Below are 21,189 nucleotides of genomic sequence, written 5' to 3' on the forward strand. Positions count from 1 at the left end.
CTCCTCAGCTTTGCGACGCTTTTTGCGGAATATAGATATTGGCCACCACTTCTCCCTGCGCTTTGACCGGTCGGCGTTGAGTGGGCGCTTCGTTTTCAACCAGGTCAAGATGGGGGAACAGCAGTTCACCTACGCGGTAGGCTTCTTCCAAATGTGGATAACCGGACAAGATAAAGGTATCGATACCCAGGTCAGCATATTCCTGCATACGTGCCGCCACCGTCGGACCATCACCAACCAGTGCGGTACCGGCTCCGCCGCGCACCAGGCCAACGCCGGCCCACAGATTGGGACTGATCTCCAGATGGTCTTTCTTGCCGCCGTGCAATGCCGCCATGCGTTGTTGTCCAACGGAGTCAAATCGGGCAAAAGCCTTCTGTGCGTCGGCAATCGTCTTCTCATCGAGATTGGCGATTAACCGATCGGCGGCCCGCCAGGCTTCTTCTGTGGTTTCACGTACGATCACGTGCAGGCGTATACCAAAACGGACCTTGCGGCCTTTGGCTGCCGCTTTGGCACGCACCTCGGCGATCTTTTCTTTAACCTGCGCCGGAGGCTCACCCCAGGTGAGGTACATTTCAACCTGCTCGGCTGCCAGATCCTGCGCGGCGGCGGAAGAACCGCCAAAATAGAGCGGTGGGCGTGGCTGTTGTACCGGTGGGTACAGCAGTTTTGCGCCCTTCACCTGAATATGTTTACCGTTGAAATCGACGATTTCGCCTTCCAGCACCTTGCGCCAGACGTGGGTGAACTCTGCGGAGGCCTCATAACGCTCTTCGTGATTTAAATGCAGGCCCTCCGCCGCCAATTCCTCAGGATCGCCGCCGGTAACCAGGTTAAAGAGTGCACGGCCATTGGAGAGGCGATCCAGCGTCGCAGCCTGACGCGCTGCCAGCGTGGGTGAAATGATGCCGGGTCGTAACGCCACCAGGAACTTCAACCGTTGAGTGACCGGGATCAGTGACGCTGCCACCAGCCAAGAGTCCTCGCATGAACGGCCGGTCGGGATCAATACACCGCCGAAACCCAGTCGGTCAGCTGCTTGGGCGATTTGCTGTAAATAGCCGTAATCGACACTGCGGGCACCTTCAGTACTGCCCAGATAGTGGCCGTCACCATGAGTGGGTAAAAACCAGAATACGTTCAGGCTCATTGTAGGTTCTCCTAAATTATTGTGCGCTTGGGTGCCAGATGCGCTGAGAAATGTCGACTTTCACGGGCACCAAATGATTGGCATAAAACAGATCGGCAGTTTGCTGCTGAGCGGCAATGGTGTGTGCGTCCAAAGGCTTAATCGACGTTGGCGGGCGGTGATCCAGATAGGCGGAGATCACTTTCTCCGGCAGGCCCATCGCGTTTGCCAACAGTGTGACGCTTTGCGCCCGATCGCTGCGGGTCAGTGCATCGGCCTGTGTCAGTACATCGAGCACGTGTTGAATGAACGGCCCGTTAGCTTCGGCATAAGGGCGCACGGCAAGGTAGAACGATCCGGTTTGATTAAGGTCGGTACCGTCACCCAGTACTCGCACGCCACCCTGCAACAAGGCAGCGGAATAGTACGGATCCCAAATGGTCCAGGCATCGACGTTACCTTGTTGGAAGGCGGCGCGGGCATCAGCAGGGGTCAGATAGATAGGCTGAATATCGGTGAATTTCAGCCCTGCTTTTTGTAGTGAGCGCAACAGCAAATTGTGGGAGCTGGAACCCTTCTGAAAAGCGACTTTGCGGCCCTTCAGATCCGCGACGGTTTTGATTGGGCTGTTTTCCGGCACCAGGATCACCTCCGCCTTGGGCTTTGGTGGTTCCACACCGACATACAGCAGGTCTGCACCGGCGGCCTGGGCGAATATCGGCGGAATATCCCCCGTACTGCCTAAATCGATGCTGCCCACGTTCAGCGCTTCGAGCATTTGCGGACCGGCGGGGAATTCGATCCAACTGATTTTGGTATGGGGAAACCGTTGTTCCAACAGGTTGTGGGACTTAGCCAATACCAGGCTAATCGATCCTTTTTGGTAGCCGATGCGGAACTGCGCCGGATCCTGAGCGTTGGCCGTATTGATCCACGCCAGTGAGATGATGCCTGCCAATGCGCTGGTACCCAGCCAACGTCCCAGAGAAGAAAGTCGTTTCATGCGTATTTCCTTATATACTGTGCTGTCAGGCGGTTTGGCGTGTAAGCAGGGTCGGGGAGATCTTTACCCTTGGGGGTTTACGGCGACCGAGGGCCAGATAAAAGCTTTCCAAGGCCTCCTCCAACCGGGCTGCCAGGTTCTCGGACAGGGTGACCTTTTCACCGTCCAGCACGATCTGGCTGTCATCGGCAAACACCCCGTGCAACACCTCCTGAGCTTTCAATGCCGCCAGCACGGGTTTTAAGGCGTAATCCACTGCCAACATATGGCCAATGGAACCGCCGGTGGCTAGGGGCAATACCACCTTATGGTCCAGCGCGCGTTCGGGCAGCAGGTCCAGCAGTGTTTTCAGTGCACCGGAAAATGATGCTTTATACACTGGCGTAGAGACCAACAGGCCGTCAGCCTGCGCCAGTTGCTCAGTGAAGGCTTTGATTGCGGGGCTGTTAAAGTTGGCATACAGCAAATCCTCGGCGTCAAAGTCGTGCAGGGTGTAGGGGATCACTTCCACGCCTTGCTGTTGTAACCAACTTTTACTCAGGGAAAGCAGTGCCGCTGATCGTGATGGGATACGAGGACTGCCGGCCAGTGATATAACGCGCATTGCCACTCCTTATAACTAAAAGTTAGGTTTAATGAGTAAATTATCGAGAAGTGTTTTAAACCTATCAGCAAAAGGGCGGGTTACTTAAATCTCATTTTTTGATTTTGATATGCGCAAATACGGATTGGCGGTGGTTTGAACCCTGGCGAGGGAAAACGGTTGCGTAAAAAACGCTTTTTTTGCTTTTAATCAATTCCAATTGGGCAGGGGATACCGGATAATATGCCCCCGGTTTGCAACCGGGAAATCAGGAGAGTACATGTACTACCCCCTCATCAGAAAAGCGCTGTTCCAGCTCGATCCCGAGCGTGCGCATGAATTGACTTTTCAACAGCTTCGCCGCGTTACCGGCACCCCGTTAGAATTCCTTATTCGTCAGGCAGTGCCGACCAAGCCGGTAAGCTGCATGGGGCTCTCTTTTAAAAACCCATTGGGTTTGGCCGCCGGTCTGGATAAAGACGGTGAATGTATCGATGCCTTCGGTGCTATGGGTTTTGGCTTTGTCGAAGTCGGGACTGTGACGCCGCGCCCGCAGTCGGGGAATGATAAACCGCGTCTGTTCCGCGTTGTGGAAGCTGAAGGGTTGATCAACCGCATGGGCTTTAATAACCAGGGTGTTGATAATCTGGTTGAAAACGTTAAGAAATCTCATTTCGGCGGTATTCTGGGGATTAATATTGGCAAGAATAAAGATACCCCGGTTGAGCAAGGAAAAGACGATTATCTGATCTGTATGGATAAAGTGTATCCGTATGCCGGTTATATCGCGATCAACATTTCGTCACCCAATACTCCGGGATTACGTTCTTTACAGTACGGAGACGCGTTGGACGATCTTCTGGCCGCGATTAAAAATAAGCAGCAGGAATTGCATGCGCGCCATCACAAATATGTGCCAGTCGCTGTTAAGATCGCACCGGATCTTTCTGAAGAAGAATTGATCCAAATAGCCGACAGTTTGGTTCGCCATAATATCGATGGTGTGATCGCGACCAATACCACCTTGGATCGAAAATTGATCCAGGGGCTGAATTATTGCGAGCAAATGGGGGGCCTAAGTGGTCGTCCATTACAAGCGAGCAGCACCGACGTGATCCGCCGTTTGTCACACGAACTGCAAGGGCGTTTGCCGATCATTGGTGTTGGCGGAATTGATTCCCTGATGGCGGCACGTGAAAAAATGGCAGCTGGGGCTTCCTTGGTGCAAATTTATTCCGGATTTATCTTCAAAGGTCCGCGCCTGATTAAAGATATCGTTAACTACATCTAATATTTTTCCTTTCATTTTCGGCCGGGGGTTTATTTCTTCTCCCGGCTCGTCTATATTTTGTCCACTAGCATAAATATCGTTCGCGGAATTATCCGATGTTTAAGCGATTTTAGCGGTGATAAAATCACCTTTTAGGTAAATACAGCGTGGCATGGGCAGCAGAAGGATAAGAGATGAAGATAAAACCTGACGATAATTGGCGTTGGTATTTTGACGCCGAGCACGATCGGCTAATGCTGGATTTAGCTAATGGTATGATCTTTCGTTCGCGTTTCCCTGCCAAAATGTTAACGCCTGATGCTTTCGATGAATGCTCTTTTTGCGTGGATGATGCGGCGCTTTATTTTAATTATGAAGAGCAGTGTAAACAGATAAAACTCAGCCACGAGCAACGTGCAGAACTGGTATTAAATGCCCTGGTGGCTTATCGGTTCTTGAAACCCTTGATGCCGAAAAGCTGGCATTTTTCTCAGCAACATTATCCGTTGCAACCCAAGAATGGTGAGCTTGCGGCGGTGAAGGTGATGGAAAGCGGCGTTGAAGCCCGCCTGCTGGTGGTAGAAGCCGGCGATAACGCCAGCCTGTGCTTGCTGGCACAAAACCAACTTTCAGTTGCAGGTCGTACCATGGTCCTGGGCGATGCCATCAAAGTCATGCACGATAGACTTAAACCCTGTGCGCAGGATGAGGCCTCAGCCCCGGCTTACGACAGGGCGGTATAAGGCCGATTACGCCAGCGTCAGATCGCTTTTTGGAATACAGCTGCAGCAGAGAATGGTGCCATTGTTGGCTACTGCGCTTTTCTTCAGCGGTGCCACTTCCCCACTGACCAAGGTGATGCGACAGCTCCCGCAAATACCCGCACGGCATGAATAAGGCACGCGGAGCCCTTGCTGTTCCAACTGCTCCAACAAAATCTGCTGATTATTGCCGGTAAACACCTTTCCTTCGTATTCAATGGTAACGCTGTGCGCACTGTCCTGCGGTGCCTGAAGGCTTTCAACGACTTTACCCGCGCCATAAGGGCGTGCAGGTTTAGTGGACAGGACTTCCACCGTATCGCCAACGCGGATAATACCGCTGTTGCGCGCCACCATATTTTGGCCAAAATCAACATCGCCGTTGTCAGCAGTGCGGAATTTCTGCAGGGTGCTGAGTGGTTCACCGCTCGGATGTTTACGGCCGCGTTCGGTGCTCACGGTAGTCAGTACGCAGCGGCTGCAGGGTTTTACCAGATCAAACATGACGTCACCGACGCGGATCACCTGCCAACCATCTTCTGCCCACGCACTGGCACCCGTCACCACGAGATTGGGGCGGAATTGCTCCAGTTTGATACTACCTGGGCAGCGCTGTTGCAAATCGTTGAATGAGGCTTCGTTAATCAGCAGATAAGGGTAACCGTCGGCGAAGGAAAGGGGGATTTCCGGGTGCTTTTTAACGCGACGGGTGAGTTCTGGGCCGAGCCAGCGCAGCTGCACGTCGCGCTGAAAGTAACCGCTTAGCCAATCGTTAATGGGCTGCGGTGCAATCAAGGCGGTGAAATGGTTGCCCCAGACCTCTGTCGGCTGTGCCTCGGGGGCGAAATCACTGAAGCGGATGGCGGCGCTTTCGCCGTCCGGCGCGGTCAGGAACAGCCCATCGGGGAGCAGTGCTGGAGTGAACATCACCATCTGCGGATATTGGCGCGCCGTAATAAAGGTGCCATCCGGTTCGGTGATCATAAAAGTGCGATCAAAAGCCAGACCGCTACTGGAAACTTGCGCGTGAGAAAGCTGCAAACCACGAAGCGATTTCACCGGATGAACGTAGAGTTTCGAAAGCGTAATCACCCTTATCCCCGTGCGATTATTAAATAGAAGGGAGCAACTTTATGACAAGCGGTCTGGATTAGCTATAATGCGCAACAATTTTCTTTTTGGTGATAAGTACGATATGAACTCTCTGTTTGCCAGCACGGCGCGTGGACTGGAAGAACTGTTAAAAAGCGAACTGGAAGCGCTGGGCGCTCACGCCTGTAAAGTAGTGCAGGGTGGGGTACATTTTCAGGGTGACGATCGTCTTCTGTACCAAAGCTTGCTGTGGAGCCGTCTGGCCTCACGTATTTTGCTGCCGCTGAATGAATTCCGTGTGCACAGCGATCTGGATCTGTATCTGGGCGTACAGGCGATTGACTGGACGAACATTTTTGGCGTGGATAAAACCTTTGCCGTTCACTTCAGTGGCGTTAACGAAGAGATCCGCAACAGTCAGTACGGCGCGTTGAAAGTTAAAGACGCCATTGTCGACAGCTTTACCCGCAAGATGGATCAGCGTCCAACGGTTGCCAAGCAACAGCCGGATATCCGCGTCAACGTGTTCCTGCAGCGCGATATGGCCAGCGTAGCGCTCGATCTGAGTGGTGAGGGCCTGCATCAGCGTGGTTACCGCGACCTTACCGGCCAGGCACCGCTAAAAGAAAGCCTGGCGGCGGCGATTGTCCAGCGTTCCGGCTGGCAGCCAGGTACCCCGATGCTGGATCCCATGTGCGGTTCAGGCACGTTGTTGATCGAAGCGGCCATGATAGCTTCGGATCGTGCACCAGGCCTACACCGCCAGCACTGGGGCTTTACCGCCTGGAATGGCCACAACGCCGATCTGTGGCGTGAAGTGATCACCGAAGCGCAGGTGCGTGCACGTCGCGGTTTGCAGGAAACCACTTCGCGTTTCTTTGGTTCTGACATTGATCGCCGGGTGATAGAAATGGCCCGCGGAAATGCCCGTCGTGCCGGCGTTGCTGAACTGATCACCTTTAACGTCAACGACGTTGCCAAACTGACCAACCCGTTGCCGGAAGGCCCGACGGGCACCGTGATTTGCAACCCGCCTTACGGTGAGCGCCTGGAAAGCGAACCGGCACTGATCGCCTTGCATAATATGCTGGGTCGGATCATGAAGAGCGCGTTCGGTGGCTGGCAGTTATCGCTGTTCAGCGCTTCGCCAGAGCTGCTGAGCTGTTTGCAGTTGCGTGCTGAGCGCCAGTTCAAGGCTAAAAACGGCCCGTTGGACTGCGTACAGAAAAATTACCAACTGGCGGAAAATCCACAGGGTACTGGTGGTGTGCAGGTAGCGGAAGATTTTGCTAACCGTCTGCGCAAGAACTTGAAGAAGCTCGATAAGTGGGCCAAACAGCAGGGTATTGAGTGTTATCGCTTGTATGATGCTGACTTGCCGGACTATAACGTGGCCGTGGATCGCTACGGCAGCAAGGTCGTGGTGCAGGAGTACGCACCGCCAAAAACGATCGATGCGCAGAAAGCTCGTCAGCGTCTGTTCGATGTGATCAACGCCACGCTGGCAGTGCTGGAGCTGCCTTCCAATCAGCTGATCCTCAAAACCCGTGAACGTCAGAAGGGCAAGAATCAGTACGAAAAACTGGCGCAGAAGGGCGAGTTCCTGCTGGTGGAAGAGTTTAACGCCAAACTGTGGGTTAATTTGACTGACTATCTCGATACCGGGTTGTTCCTTGACCACCGTATCGCCCGCCGCATGCTGGGTGAAATGAGCAAAGGCAAAGACTTCCTCAACCTGTTTGCTTATACCGGCACTGCCAGTGTGCATGCCGGTCTGGGCGGTGCGCGCAGCACCACCACGGTGGATATGTCGCGTACCTATCTGGAATGGGCCGAGAAAAACCTGCGGGTTAACGGTCTGATTGGCAAACAGCACAGATTGATCCATGCAGACTGCCTGTCATGGCTACAAAATGCCGACGAACAATTCGACGTGATCTTTATCGATCCGCCGACCTTCTCCAACTCCAAGCGGATGGAGAATACCTTTGACGTTCAGCGCGACCACCTGGTGCTGATGCAAGATTTGAAACGGTTACTGCGTCGTAACGGGACCATTATGTTCTCGAATAACAAACGCGGTTTCCAGATGGATATGGCCGGCCTGAGCGCATTGGGTCTGGAGGCGAAAGAAATTACCGCCCAGACCCAGTCACAGGATTTTGCCCGTAACCGTCAAATTCATAACTGCTGGCTGGTTACCCATGCCAGCGAAGGAAAATAATTACTATGTCGTTAATTAGCATGTCCGGTGCCTGGTTGTCCTTCAGCGATGCACCGCTTTTAGATAACACCGAAATTCATATTGAAGACAACGAACGTGTTTGTCTGGTTGGGCGCAATGGCGCCGGTAAGTCCACGCTGCTGAAGATCCTCGGTAAAGAAATTCCGTTGGATGACGGCCGGGTGATTTATGAGCAAGATCTGATTGTGGCGCGTCTGCAGCAGGATCCACCGCGCAATATCGGTGGCACAGTCTTCGACTTTGTGGCGGAAGGCGTGGCCGAACAGGCGGAACACCTGAAAGCGTATCATGCGATCTCGCATTTGGTGGAAACCGATCCAAGCGAAAAGAACCTGACGCGCATGGCGCAGATTATGGAGATCCTCGATCACCAGGGTCTGTGGCAGCTCGACAGCCGTATCAGCGAAGTGCTGTTGCAGTTGGGTCTGAACGGCGATGCAGAGCTTTCTTCTCTCTCCGGCGGTTGGTTGCGTAAAGCGGCGCTGGGCCGCGCACTGGTGAGCTCCCCGCGCGTGCTGTTGCTTGATGAACCGACCAACCACCTGGATATTACAACGATTGACTGGCTGGAAGGGTTCTTGAAGGAATTCCAGGGCAGCATCGTGTTCATTTCCCACGACCGTTCCTTTATCCGTAATATGGCAACGCGCATTGTCGATCTCGATCGCGGCAAGCTGGTGTCCTGGCCGGGTAACTACGATTTATACCTGCTGAGCAAAGAAGAAGCGCTGCGAGTGGAAGAGCTGCAAAACGCAGAATTCGACCGTAAGCTGGCGCAGGAAGAGGTGTGGATTCGTCAAGGCATCAAAGCGCGCCGCACCCGTAACGAAGGCCGTGTACGTGCACTGAAGGCATTGCGTAACGAGCGTTCGGAACGCCGTGAAGTCATGGGCACCGCCAAGATGCAGGTGGAAGAGGCTGTACGCTCTGGCAAGATCGTGTTTGAGATGGAAAACGTTAACTATCAGGTTGGCGGTAAAGTGCTGGTGCGTGATTTCTCAGCGCAGGTACAGCGTGGTGACAAAATTGCGTTAGTCGGCCCAAATGGCTGCGGTAAAACGACGCTGCTGAAACTGATGCTGGGCCAGTTGAAAGCCGACAGTGGTCGCGTGCATTGCGGGACCAAGCTGGAAGTCGCTTACTTCGACCAACACCGTGCCGAACTGGATCCGGAACGTACGGTGATGGACAACCTGGCAGAAGGCAAGCAGGAAGTGATGGTCAACGGCCGTTCCCGTCACGTGCTGGGCTATTTACAGGACTTCTTGTTCCACCCGAAACGCGCGATGACACCGGTGAAAGCCTTGTCAGGTGGGGAGCGTAATCGCCTGTTGCTGGCCAAGTTGTTCCTGAAACCAAGTAACTTATTGATTCTCGATGAACCAACCAATGATCTTGACGTCGAAACGCTGGAGTTGCTGGAAGAGCTGATCGACGGTTATCAAGGCACCGTGCTGTTGGTGAGCCACGATCGTCAATTCGTTGATAACTCCGTGACCGAGTGCTGGATCTTTGAAGGCAACGGTGTGATCAGCACCTTTGTCGGCGGTTACTACGACGCACACCACCAACGTGCGACGGCAAAACCGATCCGTCAGGTAGCGGCCGAGCAGAACAAGCCGGCGGCGGAAAAAAAGGCTGAACAGTCGAAGAAACCTGCCGTTAAACTGAGCTATAACTTGTTACGTGAGCTGGAACAGTTACCGCAGCGCCTTGAACAGTTGGAAACGGAAATTACAGCGTTGCAAGCGCAAATGAGCGATGCGGACTTCTTCACGCGTCCCCACAGTGAAACACAGCAGGTACTGACGGCACTGGCCGCAGCCGAAGGGGCGCTGGAAGAGGCGTTTGCCCGCTGGGAAGAGCTGGAAGCGATGAAAAACGGCTAACCGCTGAGAATACCGCCCGCGCGCTGCTGCGGGCGGTATTGCCGTACCGGTGAGCTACGTTGTTAAGGAGGATTATGGTGTGTTCCCACGAGAATCACGAGCAGCACAGCCACGCAACGCACGTACAACAGCAACAGGACAACCTGATGCTGTGTCCGCAGTGCGACATGCTGGTGGCATTGCCGCCGCTGGCCTATGGTTCAAAAGCGGTATGCCCGCGTTGTAAAACGACGCTCAGCTCCCGCTGGGATGAACCGCGTAAGCGGCCGATCGGCTACGCCCTCAGTGCATTGTTCATGCTGTTGCTGGCGAATATTTTCCCTTTTATTAATATGCGTGTTGCCGGTCTCGGTAACGAAATCAAACTGATCCAGATCCCGCAGGTGATGGTGGCGGAAGACTACGCCAGCATGGCCACGCTGTTTATGGTGTTCGTTCAACTGATCCCGGCATTTTGCATGGTGGCGATCATTCTTTTGTGTGCCAGGGTACCTATTCCTATCGGCCTGAAAGAGTGGATGGCCAAACTGCTGTTCCAGTTTAAAACCTGGTGCATGGTGGAGATTTTTCTGGCCGGGGTGCTGGTCAGCTTCGTTAAGCTGATGGCTTACGGTGATATTGGCGTAGGCAGCAGCTTTGTGCCTTATTGCCTGTTTTGCCTGTTGCAGGTGCGAGCTTTCCAGTGCGTCGACCGCCGCTGGTTATGGAATGATATTGAACCGGCGCCGCGACACGATCGTCCCATGACGGTAGGCCGTATCGGATTGCGCCAGGGCTTGCGTTCGTGCCAATGCTGCACGGCGATCTTGCCGGCTGAACTGACCCGCTGCCCACGGTGCCATACCAAGGGCTACGTTCGCCGCCGTCACAGCCTACAATGGACGTTGGCACTGCTTGTCACCTCGATCATGCTGTATCTTCCGGCGAATTTGCTGCCTATCATGGTCACTGAGGCGCTGGGTAATAAAATTACCTCAACCATCATGGCTGGGGTGATCCTGCTGTGGGGAGAAGGCTCTTATCCGGTGGCGATGGTGATCTTCATTGCCAGCATCATGGTACCCTCATTGAAAATGTTGGCGATTGGCTGGCTATGTTGGGATGCCAACGGCAGGCATAAACCCCGGGCCGATAGCGAACGGATGCACCTGATTTATGAAGTGGTTGAGTTCGTTGGCCGCTGGTCAATGATCGATGTGTTTGTGATTGCCGTACTCTCGGCATTGGTACGGATGGGACAATTGATGAGTATTTACCCGGCTACTGGCGCGCTGTTGTTCGCCATGGTGGTGATCCTCACTATGTTTGCTGCCATGACGTTTGATCCCCGCCTGACGTGGGATCGCGTAAATGAAACGATAAAAAAGGAGCCGCAAGGTGACGGAAAATAATCATAACGTCGCGGACGTTGAAAAGATCAAGCGCTGGTCGCCGGTGTGGATTATCCCCATCGTCACTGCGCTGATCGGCGCCTGGATCCTGTTCTACCATTTTAGCCACCAAGGCCCGGTCGTGACATTGGTCACCACCACCGCAGAAGGGCTGGAGGCAGGGAAAACGAAAATAAAAAGCCGCAGTGTCGACGTCGGTATTGTGGAGACGGTCACGCTGAGCGAAGACTTGAGCAAGGTTGTGGTCGAGGCGCGCCTTAATTCCGGTATGGAAAAACTGTTGCGCCAGGACTCGGCTTTCTGGGTCGTGAAGCCACAGATTGGCCGCGGGGGGGTTTCCGGTCTGGGCACGTTGCTTTCCGGTGCCTATATCGAGCTGCAACCGGGCAATAAAGGCAAAGCAGGCAAGAGTGACTATCAACTGCTGGATGCACCGCCATTGGCGTCTCCAGATGCCAAAGGGTTGCGCATCATACTGGACAGCGAAAAATCGGGTCAGTTGAATGCCGGTGACCCCGTGCTGTTCCGCGGTTACCGTGTCGGCTCGGTAGAGACCAGCTATTTTGATCCGAAAATGCGTGCCATGCGTTATCAGCTGTTTGTCTCCGCACCTTATGATCAACTTGTGACCAGCAATGTTCGCTTCTGGAAAGACAGCGGCGTGGCCTTTGATATGTCCGCGCAGGGCATGCGAGTAGAAATGGGCTCATTGGCGACCTTGTTCAGCGGCGGCGTCAGCTTTGACGTGCCGGACGGCTGGGATCGCGGTGAGCAGGCGAAAGAGAAGACGGAATATCAGCTGTTCGATAACCAACGCAGCATCCAGGATTCGCTGTACACCGTACACAAAGATTACCTGATGTTCTTCTCCGATTCGATTCGCGGCCTGCAGCCGGGTGCGCCAGTCGAGTTCCGCGGCATCCGTTTGGGTACCGTGGCGCAGGTGCCATTCTATAAAGAAGGCATGATGCAACGACTGGATAACGATTATCGTATTCCGGTCCTGATCAGGATCGAACCGGATCGCTTCCAGAAACAGCTGGGTGGCAATTTCGATATTGAAGGGCATCTGAAAGATGCTGAAGCTCGTGGGATGCGCGCCGCGTTGAAGTCAGCCAACCTGCTGACCGGTTCACTGTATATCGATCTTGATTTCTACCCGCAAGAAAAAGCCTGGAAAGGGCCGCGCGAGCTGTTCGGTTACCCACTGATGCCGACCACCAGCGGCGGTCTGGCGCAGATCCAACAGAAACTGATGCAGACGTTGGATAAGATCAACGCGATGCCGTTAAATCCGATGATCAATGAGGCGACCAAAACGCTGGCGGAAAGCCAGAAGACCATGAAGTCGACACAGCAGACCATGCAATCGCTGAACGACATCATTGCCAGCAAAGAAATGAAGGCGCTGCCGCAGGATATGCAGAAAACGCTGCAGGAACTGAATCGCAGCATGAAAGGCTTCCAGCCAGGTTCACCGGCCTACAACAAGATGGTCGGCGATATGCAGCGTCTCGATCAGGTGTTGCGCGAACTGCAACCCGTGCTGCGTACCCTGAACGAAAAGAGCAACGCGCTGGTATTTGAAGCCGCGGGCAGTAATGATCCTCAGCCGAAGAAGGCCAATAAATGATGAAATGGATTCCGGTAGCCCTGGCGCTGTTGCTCAGCGCCTGTAGCAGTACGCCACAGAAAACCTACTATCAACTGCCGGCATTGGGTACGCCGGCGCAGGTCAGCGGGGGAGCTACGTCGCGCCAACTGTGGCTGGAGCATGTAAGCGTAGCGGACTATTTGGCACAAAGTGGTGTGGTTTACCAAACTAATGATGTGCAGTACGTGATCGCCCAGAACAACCTCTGGGCCAGTCCGCTTGACCAACAGTTGCAGCAGACATTGGTGACTAACTTGAGCGGCGCGATGCCAGGCTGGGTCGTATCTTCTCAGCCGATGAGCAGCGATCAGGACGTACTTAACGTCAACGTTAGCGGTTTCCATGGGCGTTTTGATGGCAAGGCGATTATTCGCGGCGAGTGGGTGCTGAACCATCAAGGTCAACTGACCAAACGACCGTTCAACCTGGAACTGAAGCAGGGTGAAGACGGCTACGATGCACTTGTGCGAACGCTGGCACAAGGGTGGCAGCAAGAAGCACAGGACATTGCTGCCCAGGCCGGTCGTTTTTAGTCATAATTTGTACTAAAAGAGTCTAATCCCTCCCAACGTGAAATTTTACATTTACAGGTTGGGAGGGATTTTTGTTTTATTTCAATGCATTAACTTATTTTTGGCATATCAGCCACTTAGCAAATTCTACGTGTGTAGTTCACAAATATGACATTGGCGTGAATTTTGCGCATTGATCTTCCCGTCATTTAGCGCTATTGGTTAAACGTGGCTGCGCAAAAAGCAGCCATTGTTTTCTTTCCACCAGACCAAAAAATGAGGGAAACGAGGCATGAAGAGACAGAAACGCGATCGTCTGGAAAGGGCGCATTCGAGAGGTTATCAAGCAGGTATTTTAGGGCGTTCCAGGGAATATTGTCCCTACCAATCATCGGTGGACGCCCGGTCTCAGTGGCTGGGAGGTTGGCGAGAAGCCATGGAAGACAGGGCTGTGACCGCTTAAGCGGCTCCCTGTCAAAAAAAGGAACAACCTCCGCCAAGCGCGGAGGTTTTTGTTTCAGGTACTATTACCCTTGCCAACGTTTCAGCAAAATACTGGCATTCACACCGCCAAAACCAAAGCCGTTCGACAGCGCGTAGGTCATGGCCATTGGTTCCGCTTTCTTCGCTACCAGGTGTAACCCTGCAGCAGCCGGGTCTGGGTTGTCCAAATTCAGCGTGGCCGGTGCAATCTGATCGCGGAGTGCCAGCGCGGTAAAAATAGTCTCTAATCCACCAGCAGCACCCAATAAATGACCCGTTGCAGATTTGGTCGAGGTGACGGCTATACCGCCATCTGTACCGAACAGGTGTTTAATGGCGTTAATTTCCCCTAAATCCCCCACCGGCGTGGATGTTGCGTGCGCGTTCAGGTGTTGTACCTGTTGTGGCGTTACGCCTGCTTGCTTGAGGGCAATCTTCATGGCGCGGTAGGCACCGTCGCCGTCTTCGGCTCCAGAGGTCATGTGATAGGCGTCTGCACTGGTGCCGTAGCCAACAATTTCCGCCAACGGGGTCGCTCCTCGAGCCAGCGCATGTTCCAGTGTTTCAATCACCAGCATGCCGGCACCTTCCCCCATAACAAAACCGTTACGTTCGCTATCAAAAGGTCGTGAAGCCGTCACTGCAGTATCTGCCGGCGCTGTAGACATGGCACGCGCTGCCGCAAAGCCCCCCAGACTTACCGTGTCGATTGCGGCTTCTGTACCGCCACACAGCGCGATATCGGCTTCATCGTTACGAATCATACGGACGGCATCGCCGATGGCTTGTACGCCCGCTGCACAGGCTGTCACAGGGGCACCGATCGGGCCTTTGAACTGGTGTTTAATTGAAACGTGACCCGCTGCCAGGTTCACCAGGAAAGAAGGAATGGTGAAAGGCGACAAGCGTTTGGCACCTCGGCTGTCGGTGGTGCGTACCGCCTGGGCGATGGCTGGGAAACCACCAATGCCGGAGGCGATCACCGTTGCAGTGCGTTCCTGCTTATCTTCGGTGTCTGCTACCCAGCTTGCTTGTTGAATAGCCTCATCTGCGGCTGCCATGGCGAGGAGAATGAAGCGATCCATTTTCTTTTGATCTTTTGGCGCAACAGAACGATCGGGATCGAAGCCAGCCTCGGCATCTTGTTCTAACGAAGGTACCTGGCCACCGACTTTCACTTGCAGGTCAGCAACGATTTCTTCCGGTAATGGGCGAATGCCAGACTGACCCTTCAGCAGACGCTGCCAGATAGCCTCTACGCCGCATCCCAATGGCGAAACGGCACCCATGCCGGTAATGACTATACGACGAGTGTTCATAGTGACTCCTTGGATGATTCTGGGGGGAATGCAGAAAGGTTCTGCTGCATCAGGGCTGCGCGTTGGCGCATACCTTCTGTCGCCGCAGGCCCTGGTGCCAAAGTAATATTATGCAGCGCAACAGGCTGCTGGGTGATGCTGTCGATCAGTTGTACACGTATCGGTTGTCCTGTACGGCGATCGACCAATTCTGCGCTAATACCGTCTTCGGCCAAGTGGGTGTTACCCCAGTGAAACAGCGCAGCAAGCACGGGAAAAAAATCGTTGCCACGCTCGGTGAGCAGATACTCATAGCGAACGGGCCGTGTTTGATAGCGCTGTTTATACAAAATACCGCTTTCCACCAGGCCCTTTAGACGGCGAGTCAATATGGTGGGCGAAAGCCCAAGGCTCTGTTGGAATTCATCAAAGCGGGATAAGCCATGAAACGCATCGCGAAGTATCAGGATACTCCACCATTCGCCGACACGATCCAGAGAGCGGGCTACCGGGCATGGCATGTTATCAAAACGGGTCTTTTGCATGGCACACCTCTCAGTAACTACAATAATTGTAGTCACTATTTGGCCGTTATAAATGTGCGTATATGAAGGCACAACATAATCACGGCGGGAAAATAAACGGCGACCGGGAAGGGCCGCCGTGACTGCGGTTAGAACGCAGCAGTGTCCTTGAACAGGCCCACTTTCAGATCGCTTGCGGTGTAAATGACCTGGCCGTCGACCAGAACTTCACCATCAGCAACACCCATAATCAGTTTACGGATGATCACGCGTTTGAAGTTAATGCGGTAGGTCACTTTCTTCGCGGTTGGCAGCACCTGGCCGGTGAATTTAACTTCACCCACGCCCAGTGCACGGCCTTTACCTTCGCCACCCAACCAGCCGAGGTAGAAGCCGACCAATTGCCACATGGCATCCAGACCCAGGCAGCCCGGCATCACCGGATCGCCGATAAAGTGGCAACCAAAGAACCATAGGTCCGGATTGATATCCAGTTCCGCTTCCACATAACCCTTGTTGTGCGTACCGCCGTCTTCGGTCATTTTGACCACGCGGTCCATCATCAACATGTTACCTGCCGGCAACGGTGGGCCACCAGCGCCAAACAGCTCGCCACGGCCGGATGCTTCGAGGTCTTCTTTCGTATAGGAGTCGCGTTTTTCTACCATGTTCTCAGTAAACCTTATTTTATTGAAGGGCGCAGATTAGCTTACACGTGTACGCTGAACAAGTCCGATCAGCCGTGGTTGAACCAGTTAAGCCAGCGAAGCGGCCATGGCCAGCGCCGACGCTCCTGCGGATTCACCTGTGCAATCCGTTCCTGAATGGCAGCTAATAGATTCGGCTGCTGTTCATCAGAGTAGGGGTAACCGGTGAGTAATGGCAAGGCCTCCGCGGCGCTATCGACAGCCCACAGATGGAATTGGCCTTCGCGTACCGCATCGACCACATCCTGGCGTAGACACAGATGGCGCACGTTGGTTGCGGGCAGGATTATGCCCTGTTTGCCCGTCAAACCACGACGTTGGCAAACTTCAAAAAAGCCTTCGATCTTCTCGTTGACGCCGCCGATGGGCTGCACATTACCGAATTGGTCTACAGAACCGGTAACCGCAATTTGCTGTGTGATCGGCTGCAGTGACAGTGCACTGATCAGTGCACTCAATTCAGCGAGTGATGCGCTGTCGCCATCGACTTCACCGTAAGATTGCTCAAAGACGATTGACGCGGAGAAGGGCAGCGGTTGGTCTAGTTCAAGTTCTGAAATCAGAAACGCCTGCATAATCATCATGCCTTTGGCATGAAGATTACCGCCAAGCTCAGCCTTACGCTCGACGTCGGTGAATTCGCCATCGCCAAGGTGGACGACACAGCTGATACGAGAGGGCTCACCGAAACTGCGTGGATGACCTGGATACTCTAATACCGACAGGCCATTGATCTGACCGATGACTTCGCCTTCCGTCTCAATCAGGATTTGGCCCAGCTCAATTTCATCCTGCATGCGTTCGGCAAGGTAGCTTTCACGCCACTCACGCGCATTTAACGCGGCTTCAAACGCTTTGGCGGTGATGCTTTCTTCTTCGGCATACAGTGCCGCTTCAGAAAGCTGCTGGACGAGCCACAGCGGGGATAGTGGCAAGTTACCCTGATCGCCACTGTAACGTACCGCCTGTATCATCAGAGGGTACCAGGCATCGGCTGCCAAAGGCGGTAGTTGCTTTTCATCAATCAGTGCATTGACGTAGCCACACCATTGAACCATGTCATCAACTTCGGTGAGTTGCAGATCTTCTTCGTATTCACCGTAGACTGCCTGTTCGCTCAGTTCCGGCTCAATATCATGGAAATCGGCAAGACCGTGACGATCTCCGACCACGATCAACCGCAACTCCAGCGGCATCGCTGGAATAGTGATTGGTAAAGGACGCGTTTCATCTGGGGAAACCCAGTGGAACTGACGTTGGGTGATCATCTGCTTCAAACGCAACCACAGCAGCGGCTGGGCTAGCAGGGCACGTGCCGACAGGATCAGTACACCGCCATTGGCCTGATGCACCAGACCGGGTTGCAGGCTGATTTCGCCATTGTGGATCCTGACGCAGCCAAACAACTGTTCTGGTTCAACCCACTCCTGAAATACGCAGGCGCCCCCGGCGGAAAATGGCTCATCACCGCGGCTGGCAGGTTCTACACTTACCTTGCTACCTTGGATCACATAGTGACTGCCCTTGAACGCCATATTGTTAGGTTGCAGTTGCTCAACCGCATGGGCGATCAGCGCCAAATACTCACGCGTCTCCTGCGCTTTCAACAGCATGAAACGCGGTGGCGATTGTGGGTGGCAAAACAGCGTCAGTGCATTTTCCAGACGTGGCTGAATAGAGGCAAAGGACACGGGAGCCAACTGCGCGGCGGTATCAAATATCGCTTGATAAGGCGTAACGTCCGGCAACAGTGATTGCCATTCAAGTCGGTTATTGGTCAAAGTGTTAGATGCAATCGTCAAAAAGGGAAAGGGCGATTATACAAGAATAACGGCAGCTTGATACATGCAGAGTAGAAGTTGGTGTCAGGGAGTTTGACATCACGAGGCGACTGTGCAAAAAACAGTCTAAAAGAGGGCTCAATTGCCAGGGAAATTCGGCGCAAAGCTGTTATGCTTAATAAAGTTACGCGGTCACTGAAGAGTTCACGATGAAATATCAGCAACTGGAAAATCTGGAGAGCGGTTGGAAATGGAAGTACCTGGTGAAAAAGCACCGGGAAGGGGAAGCTATTACCCGTCACATTGAAAACAGCGTTGCTCAGGAAGCCATTGACGAGCTGCTTAAACTGGAAAATGAGCCGGTAAAAGTGCTTACGTGGATTAGCCGCCACATGAATCCGGAATTGGATAACCGGATGAAGCAAACAATCCGCGCACGACGTAAACGTCATTTTAACGCAGAACATCAACACACGCGTAAAAAATCCATCGATCTGGAATTTTTAGTTTGGCAACGTCTTGCCGCACTTGCCCGTCGCAGAGGGGTAACATTGTCAGAGACAGTGGTACAGCTCATTGAAGATGCGGAACGTAAAGAGAAATATGCGAGCCAGATGTCGCTTTTGAAGCAGGATCTAAAAGCGATTCTTGGTAAAGACGACGAATAACTTGATAACCTGCGAGAGCATTGTTATTGCTAATCTCACGTGTTCTGGACGAAAAAAAACCCCGCAATGCGGGGTTTTTTACTAAGAGCGGTAGCTTAGCCTTGTGGCTGAGTTACAACGTCTTTGATACCTTTAACTTCGATCTCTACGCGACGATCTGGTGCCAGGCAATCGATCTGTGCTTTGGTAGCACGGCCAGATTTGTAGCCACAGGTGTTACCAGTGACGGAATCAGCTTTGCCCATACCACGTGCAGAGATTTTGTCTGAAGGAATACCTTTAGATACCAGGTAATCAACAACGCTTTGTGCGCGTTTTTCAGACAGTTTCTGGTTGTATTGCTCTGAACCAACTGCGTCGGTGTAACCCAGAACTACAACAGAGCCATCTTTAGGATCCATAGAGCTCAGCTGAGTGTACAGCTGGTCCAGAGCCTGTTGGCCTTGTGCTTTCAGAGTAGATTTGTTGAAGTTGAACAGCACGTCAGACTTCAGAGTGAAACGCTTGGTTTCAACAACTGGAGCTGGAGCTGGTGCTGGAGCAACTGGAGCAACAACATCATCCTGACCGAAACGGTAAGAAACACCCAGGCTCAGCATGGTGTTGTCTGGACGAGCGCCGACAGTACCTGCATCACCGATGTTGCTAACGAATTGGTAGTCCAGGCGGGTAGCCCAGTTTTTGGTCAGTGCGTATTCAACACCAACAGCTGCCAACGGAGAAACGCCAGTGTCGTGATCGCTCAGACGTTGGCCAGTTGCACCGTAGTTAGCTTTGGAGTCTGCACGCCATACCATGCCGCCCAGACGAGTGTAGATGTCCAGATCGTCCATGATTGGGTAGCTCAGTTTAGCGGCCAGTTGAACGCCCTGCGCTTTGAAAGCACCGTTGTTCACGCTGCCTTTGTAAGGCATACGGCCAAGCCAGTCATAGCCCAGCTCGAAGCCCAGGTATTGGTTCGCCTGGTAACCCAGGAACGCGCCAGCACCCAGTTGATCTTTATGGGTCGGACCATTGCCGATACCATTCTGGTAACCGTTGCCGTAGAAACCAGTGTCATGGTACTGGGACCAGCCCAGTTTAGCACCAGTGTACCAGGTATTATCTTTTGGGGCGGCTTGCGCTACGGTAGCGAAACCAGCCAGTGCCACTGCTAATGCGATAGCTGTCTTTTTCATTTTGCGCCTCGTTATCATCCAAATAGGCAATGAGCTTTAAAGCTGTTTTAAGCCCTTGGTTAAATTCCTTCGCCAAGGTTTGAGCCCTCGTTTGTTACTCGGCCAGTTTATCTGGCGTTATAGAGCAACCTTGGCGATGTAAAGTCTACAACGTGGCGCGAAAGTTACAAGTGTGATGTGATAAAGCTCTAAAAAAAAACGCAGAATTGTACATATTTGCTAACATTAACCGACCAAAAAACGAGCAAATCTACGCTCGTTTTTTGGTGCGGAACCGCAGCCGCACTCGCTTTGTCCCTGATCCCTGAAAGGTTCCCTTAGAGGGTGATGAAAATGATGGGAAAAATCCTAAATTTACTTAATGATACAAAGAAGAGTGAATTTTTAGGGTAGAACAGTGTCCGTGAACCGGGTTTATGTCACGTTGAGGACGCATAATGAACCCATAAGCGTTACCTAATTCTGCCGCACGCCTTAATTTTAGACGATCTTCTTCTGTAAGGTCGGGTAGCCATCCAAGTACGACACTATAGTTACCTGTCAGCAACGCCTTTTCCATTGCTTCAACCGTATCTAGCGAACTGATTTGGCTAAGCTGCACCACTTTTTCGACCGGCAGCCCAGACTGCTGTAACCATAATCTGCTCAGCTTTTGTTGCGGAGTCAGCCATAACAGCCAGCGAGATTGCAGACCCAGTTGCTGCAACAGGGGCAATAACAATTGTGCCACAGCGGGCTGATGCTCGTTGTAAACAAGTTCACTGATAAGGCCATTCTTTTTGCCGGCATCTGTGTTTTCTGCAGCATTGTTCACCGCAAAAGAGGTGTGGCTGAAATGGGGTTTGTAGAGTGATTGAGTACGCATAAAGTATCCCGCCCGTAGTGTCACTGTATGTTTATACAGTACATCCTGTTGTGAATAAGATCAACCCAAATATTCGTAGTAGGTCTCATAATTGCGATTGTTTTTTAGACGATGAACTTTAGTGATTGGCATCGCTGCGGATAGTGCGTATTT

The 21,189-nt window shown here is 52.9% G+C and carries 19 protein-coding genes; 9 read left to right on the forward strand and 10 right to left on the reverse strand.

The genetic code is table 11. From position 1 onward, the window contains the following. Nucleotides 1–4: 4 nt before the first annotated feature. Genes ssuD through ssuE form a run of 3 tightly spaced genes read right to left on the reverse strand, consistent with a single transcriptional unit; the run spans nucleotide 5 to nucleotide 2,739 of the window. Nucleotides 5–1,153, reverse strand: coding sequence for an FMNH2-dependent alkanesulfonate monooxygenase (ssuD, locus tag JOE25_RS02520; protein WP_209632587.1), 1,149 nt, complete (start codon nucleotides 1,151–1,153; stop codon nucleotides 5–7). A 16-nt stretch (nucleotides 1,154–1,169) separates the two neighbouring features. Then, entirely contained in the window at nucleotides 1,170–2,135 is a 966-nt protein-coding gene (locus tag JOE25_RS02525; protein ID WP_209632588.1) for a sulfonate ABC transporter substrate-binding protein, read from the reverse strand. Nucleotides 2,136–2,160: 25 nt separating this feature from the next. After that, nucleotides 2,161–2,739 carry an NADPH-dependent FMN reductase gene (gene ssuE, locus JOE25_RS02530; protein ID WP_209632589.1) on the reverse strand — a complete coding sequence of 193 codons (579 nt, stop codon included), beginning with the start codon at nucleotides 2,737–2,739 and terminating at the stop codon, nucleotides 2,161–2,163. A gap of 259 nt (nucleotides 2,740–2,998) precedes the next feature. On the opposite strand from ssuE, the gene pyrD reads away from it, so the two are divergent. Continuing rightward, nucleotides 2,999–4,009, forward strand: coding sequence for a quinone-dependent dihydroorotate dehydrogenase (gene pyrD, locus JOE25_RS02535; protein ID WP_209632590.1), 1,011 nt, complete (start codon nucleotides 2,999–3,001; stop codon nucleotides 4,007–4,009). Between the two features lie 173 nt (nucleotides 4,010–4,182). Next, complete coding sequence (locus JOE25_RS02540) at nucleotides 4,183–4,731, forward strand: cell division protein ZapC (protein WP_044549587.1); 549 nt, start codon at nucleotides 4,183–4,185, stop codon at nucleotides 4,729–4,731. Between the two features lie 6 nt (nucleotides 4,732–4,737). On the opposite strand, the gene JOE25_RS02545 is transcribed toward JOE25_RS02540, so the two are convergent. Beyond that, nucleotides 4,738–5,841 carry a YcbX family protein gene (locus JOE25_RS02545; protein WP_209632591.1) on the reverse strand — a complete coding sequence of 368 codons (1,104 nt, stop codon included), beginning with the start codon at nucleotides 5,839–5,841 and terminating at the stop codon, nucleotides 4,738–4,740. Between the two features lie 103 nt (nucleotides 5,842–5,944). Between JOE25_RS02545 and rlmKL the strand changes: the two genes are divergently transcribed. The 6 genes from rlmKL to rmf all read left to right on the forward strand — a co-directional run bounded on the left by rlmKL (nucleotide 5,945) and on the right by rmf (nucleotide 13,995). Then, nucleotides 5,945–8,065 (forward strand): bifunctional 23S rRNA (guanine(2069)-N(7))-methyltransferase RlmK/23S rRNA (guanine(2445)-N(2))-methyltransferase RlmL, encoded by a 2,121-nt coding sequence (gene rlmKL / locus JOE25_RS02550; protein WP_209634159.1) that lies wholly within the window; start codon nucleotides 5,945–5,947, stop codon nucleotides 8,063–8,065. Nucleotides 8,066–8,070: 5 nt separating this feature from the next. Then, nucleotides 8,071–9,975, forward strand: coding sequence for an ABC transporter ATP-binding protein (locus JOE25_RS02555; protein ID WP_209632592.1), 1,905 nt, complete (start codon nucleotides 8,071–8,073; stop codon nucleotides 9,973–9,975). Nucleotides 9,976–10,049: 74 nt separating this feature from the next. Beyond that, nucleotides 10,050–11,366, forward strand: coding sequence for a membrane integrity-associated transporter subunit PqiA (gene pqiA, locus JOE25_RS02560; protein ID WP_209632593.1), 1,317 nt, complete (start codon nucleotides 10,050–10,052; stop codon nucleotides 11,364–11,366). Next, on the forward strand, nucleotides 11,353–12,999 hold the full coding sequence (gene pqiB / locus JOE25_RS02565; protein ID WP_209632594.1) for an intermembrane transport protein PqiB: 1,647 nt from the start codon (nucleotides 11,353–11,355) through the stop codon (nucleotides 12,997–12,999). The genes pqiA and pqiB overlap by 14 nt, the downstream gene beginning before the upstream one ends. Further along, the gene (pqiC, locus tag JOE25_RS02570; protein WP_209632595.1) at nucleotides 12,996–13,553 is read left to right on the forward strand and encodes a membrane integrity-associated transporter subunit PqiC; all 558 of its coding nucleotides are present in this window, start codon (nucleotides 12,996–12,998) and stop codon (nucleotides 13,551–13,553) included. Before pqiB ends, pqiC begins: the two co-directional genes overlap by 4 nt. A gap of 271 nt (nucleotides 13,554–13,824) precedes the next feature. Further along, entirely contained in the window at nucleotides 13,825–13,995 is a 171-nt protein-coding gene (rmf, locus tag JOE25_RS02575; protein ID WP_071827009.1) for a ribosome modulation factor, read from the forward strand. A 64-nt stretch (nucleotides 13,996–14,059) separates the two neighbouring features. Here the strand turns inward: rmf and fabF are convergent, their stop codons facing one another. The 4 genes from fabF to JOE25_RS02595 all read right to left on the reverse strand — a co-directional run bounded on the left by fabF (nucleotide 14,060) and on the right by JOE25_RS02595 (nucleotide 18,325). Further along, complete coding sequence (gene fabF, locus JOE25_RS02580) at nucleotides 14,060–15,334, reverse strand: beta-ketoacyl-ACP synthase II (protein WP_209632596.1); 1,275 nt, start codon at nucleotides 15,332–15,334, stop codon at nucleotides 14,060–14,062. Next, the gene (locus JOE25_RS02585) at nucleotides 15,331–15,858 is read right to left on the reverse strand and encodes a helix-turn-helix domain-containing protein (RefSeq protein WP_209632597.1); all 528 of its coding nucleotides are present in this window, start codon (nucleotides 15,856–15,858) and stop codon (nucleotides 15,331–15,333) included. Before JOE25_RS02585 ends, fabF begins: the two co-directional genes overlap by 4 nt. Nucleotides 15,859–15,986: 128 nt before the next feature. Further along, nucleotides 15,987–16,505: a bifunctional 3-hydroxydecanoyl-ACP dehydratase/trans-2-decenoyl-ACP isomerase gene (gene fabA, locus JOE25_RS02590; protein ID WP_012006178.1), complete on the reverse strand. Its 519-nt coding sequence runs from the start codon at nucleotides 16,503–16,505 to the stop codon at nucleotides 15,987–15,989. A gap of 68 nt (nucleotides 16,506–16,573) precedes the next feature. Continuing rightward, nucleotides 16,574–18,325, reverse strand: coding sequence for a Lon protease family protein (locus JOE25_RS02595; RefSeq protein WP_209632598.1), 1,752 nt, complete (start codon nucleotides 18,323–18,325; stop codon nucleotides 16,574–16,576). Between the two features lie 209 nt (nucleotides 18,326–18,534). On the opposite strand from JOE25_RS02595, the gene matP reads away from it, so the two are divergent. Further along, nucleotides 18,535–18,993 carry a macrodomain Ter protein MatP gene (gene matP, locus JOE25_RS02600; RefSeq protein ID WP_209632599.1) on the forward strand — a complete coding sequence of 153 codons (459 nt, stop codon included), beginning with the start codon at nucleotides 18,535–18,537 and terminating at the stop codon, nucleotides 18,991–18,993. Between the two features lie 95 nt (nucleotides 18,994–19,088). Here matP and ompA read toward each other — a convergent pair whose 3' ends face one another. Next, nucleotides 19,089–20,171: a porin OmpA gene (gene ompA, locus JOE25_RS02605; protein WP_209632600.1), complete on the reverse strand. Its 1,083-nt coding sequence runs from the start codon at nucleotides 20,169–20,171 to the stop codon at nucleotides 19,089–19,091. Between the two features lie 358 nt (nucleotides 20,172–20,529). Next, nucleotides 20,530–21,036, reverse strand: coding sequence for an SOS-induced cell division inhibitor SulA (gene sulA, locus JOE25_RS02610; protein WP_209632601.1), 507 nt, complete (start codon nucleotides 21,034–21,036; stop codon nucleotides 20,530–20,532). Nucleotides 21,037–21,189: the final 153 nt, after the last annotated feature.

This window comes from Serratia sp. PL17, from assembly GCF_017832355.1.
In the GTDB taxonomy this organism is placed as follows: Bacteria; Pseudomonadota; Gammaproteobacteria; order Enterobacterales; family Enterobacteriaceae; genus Serratia.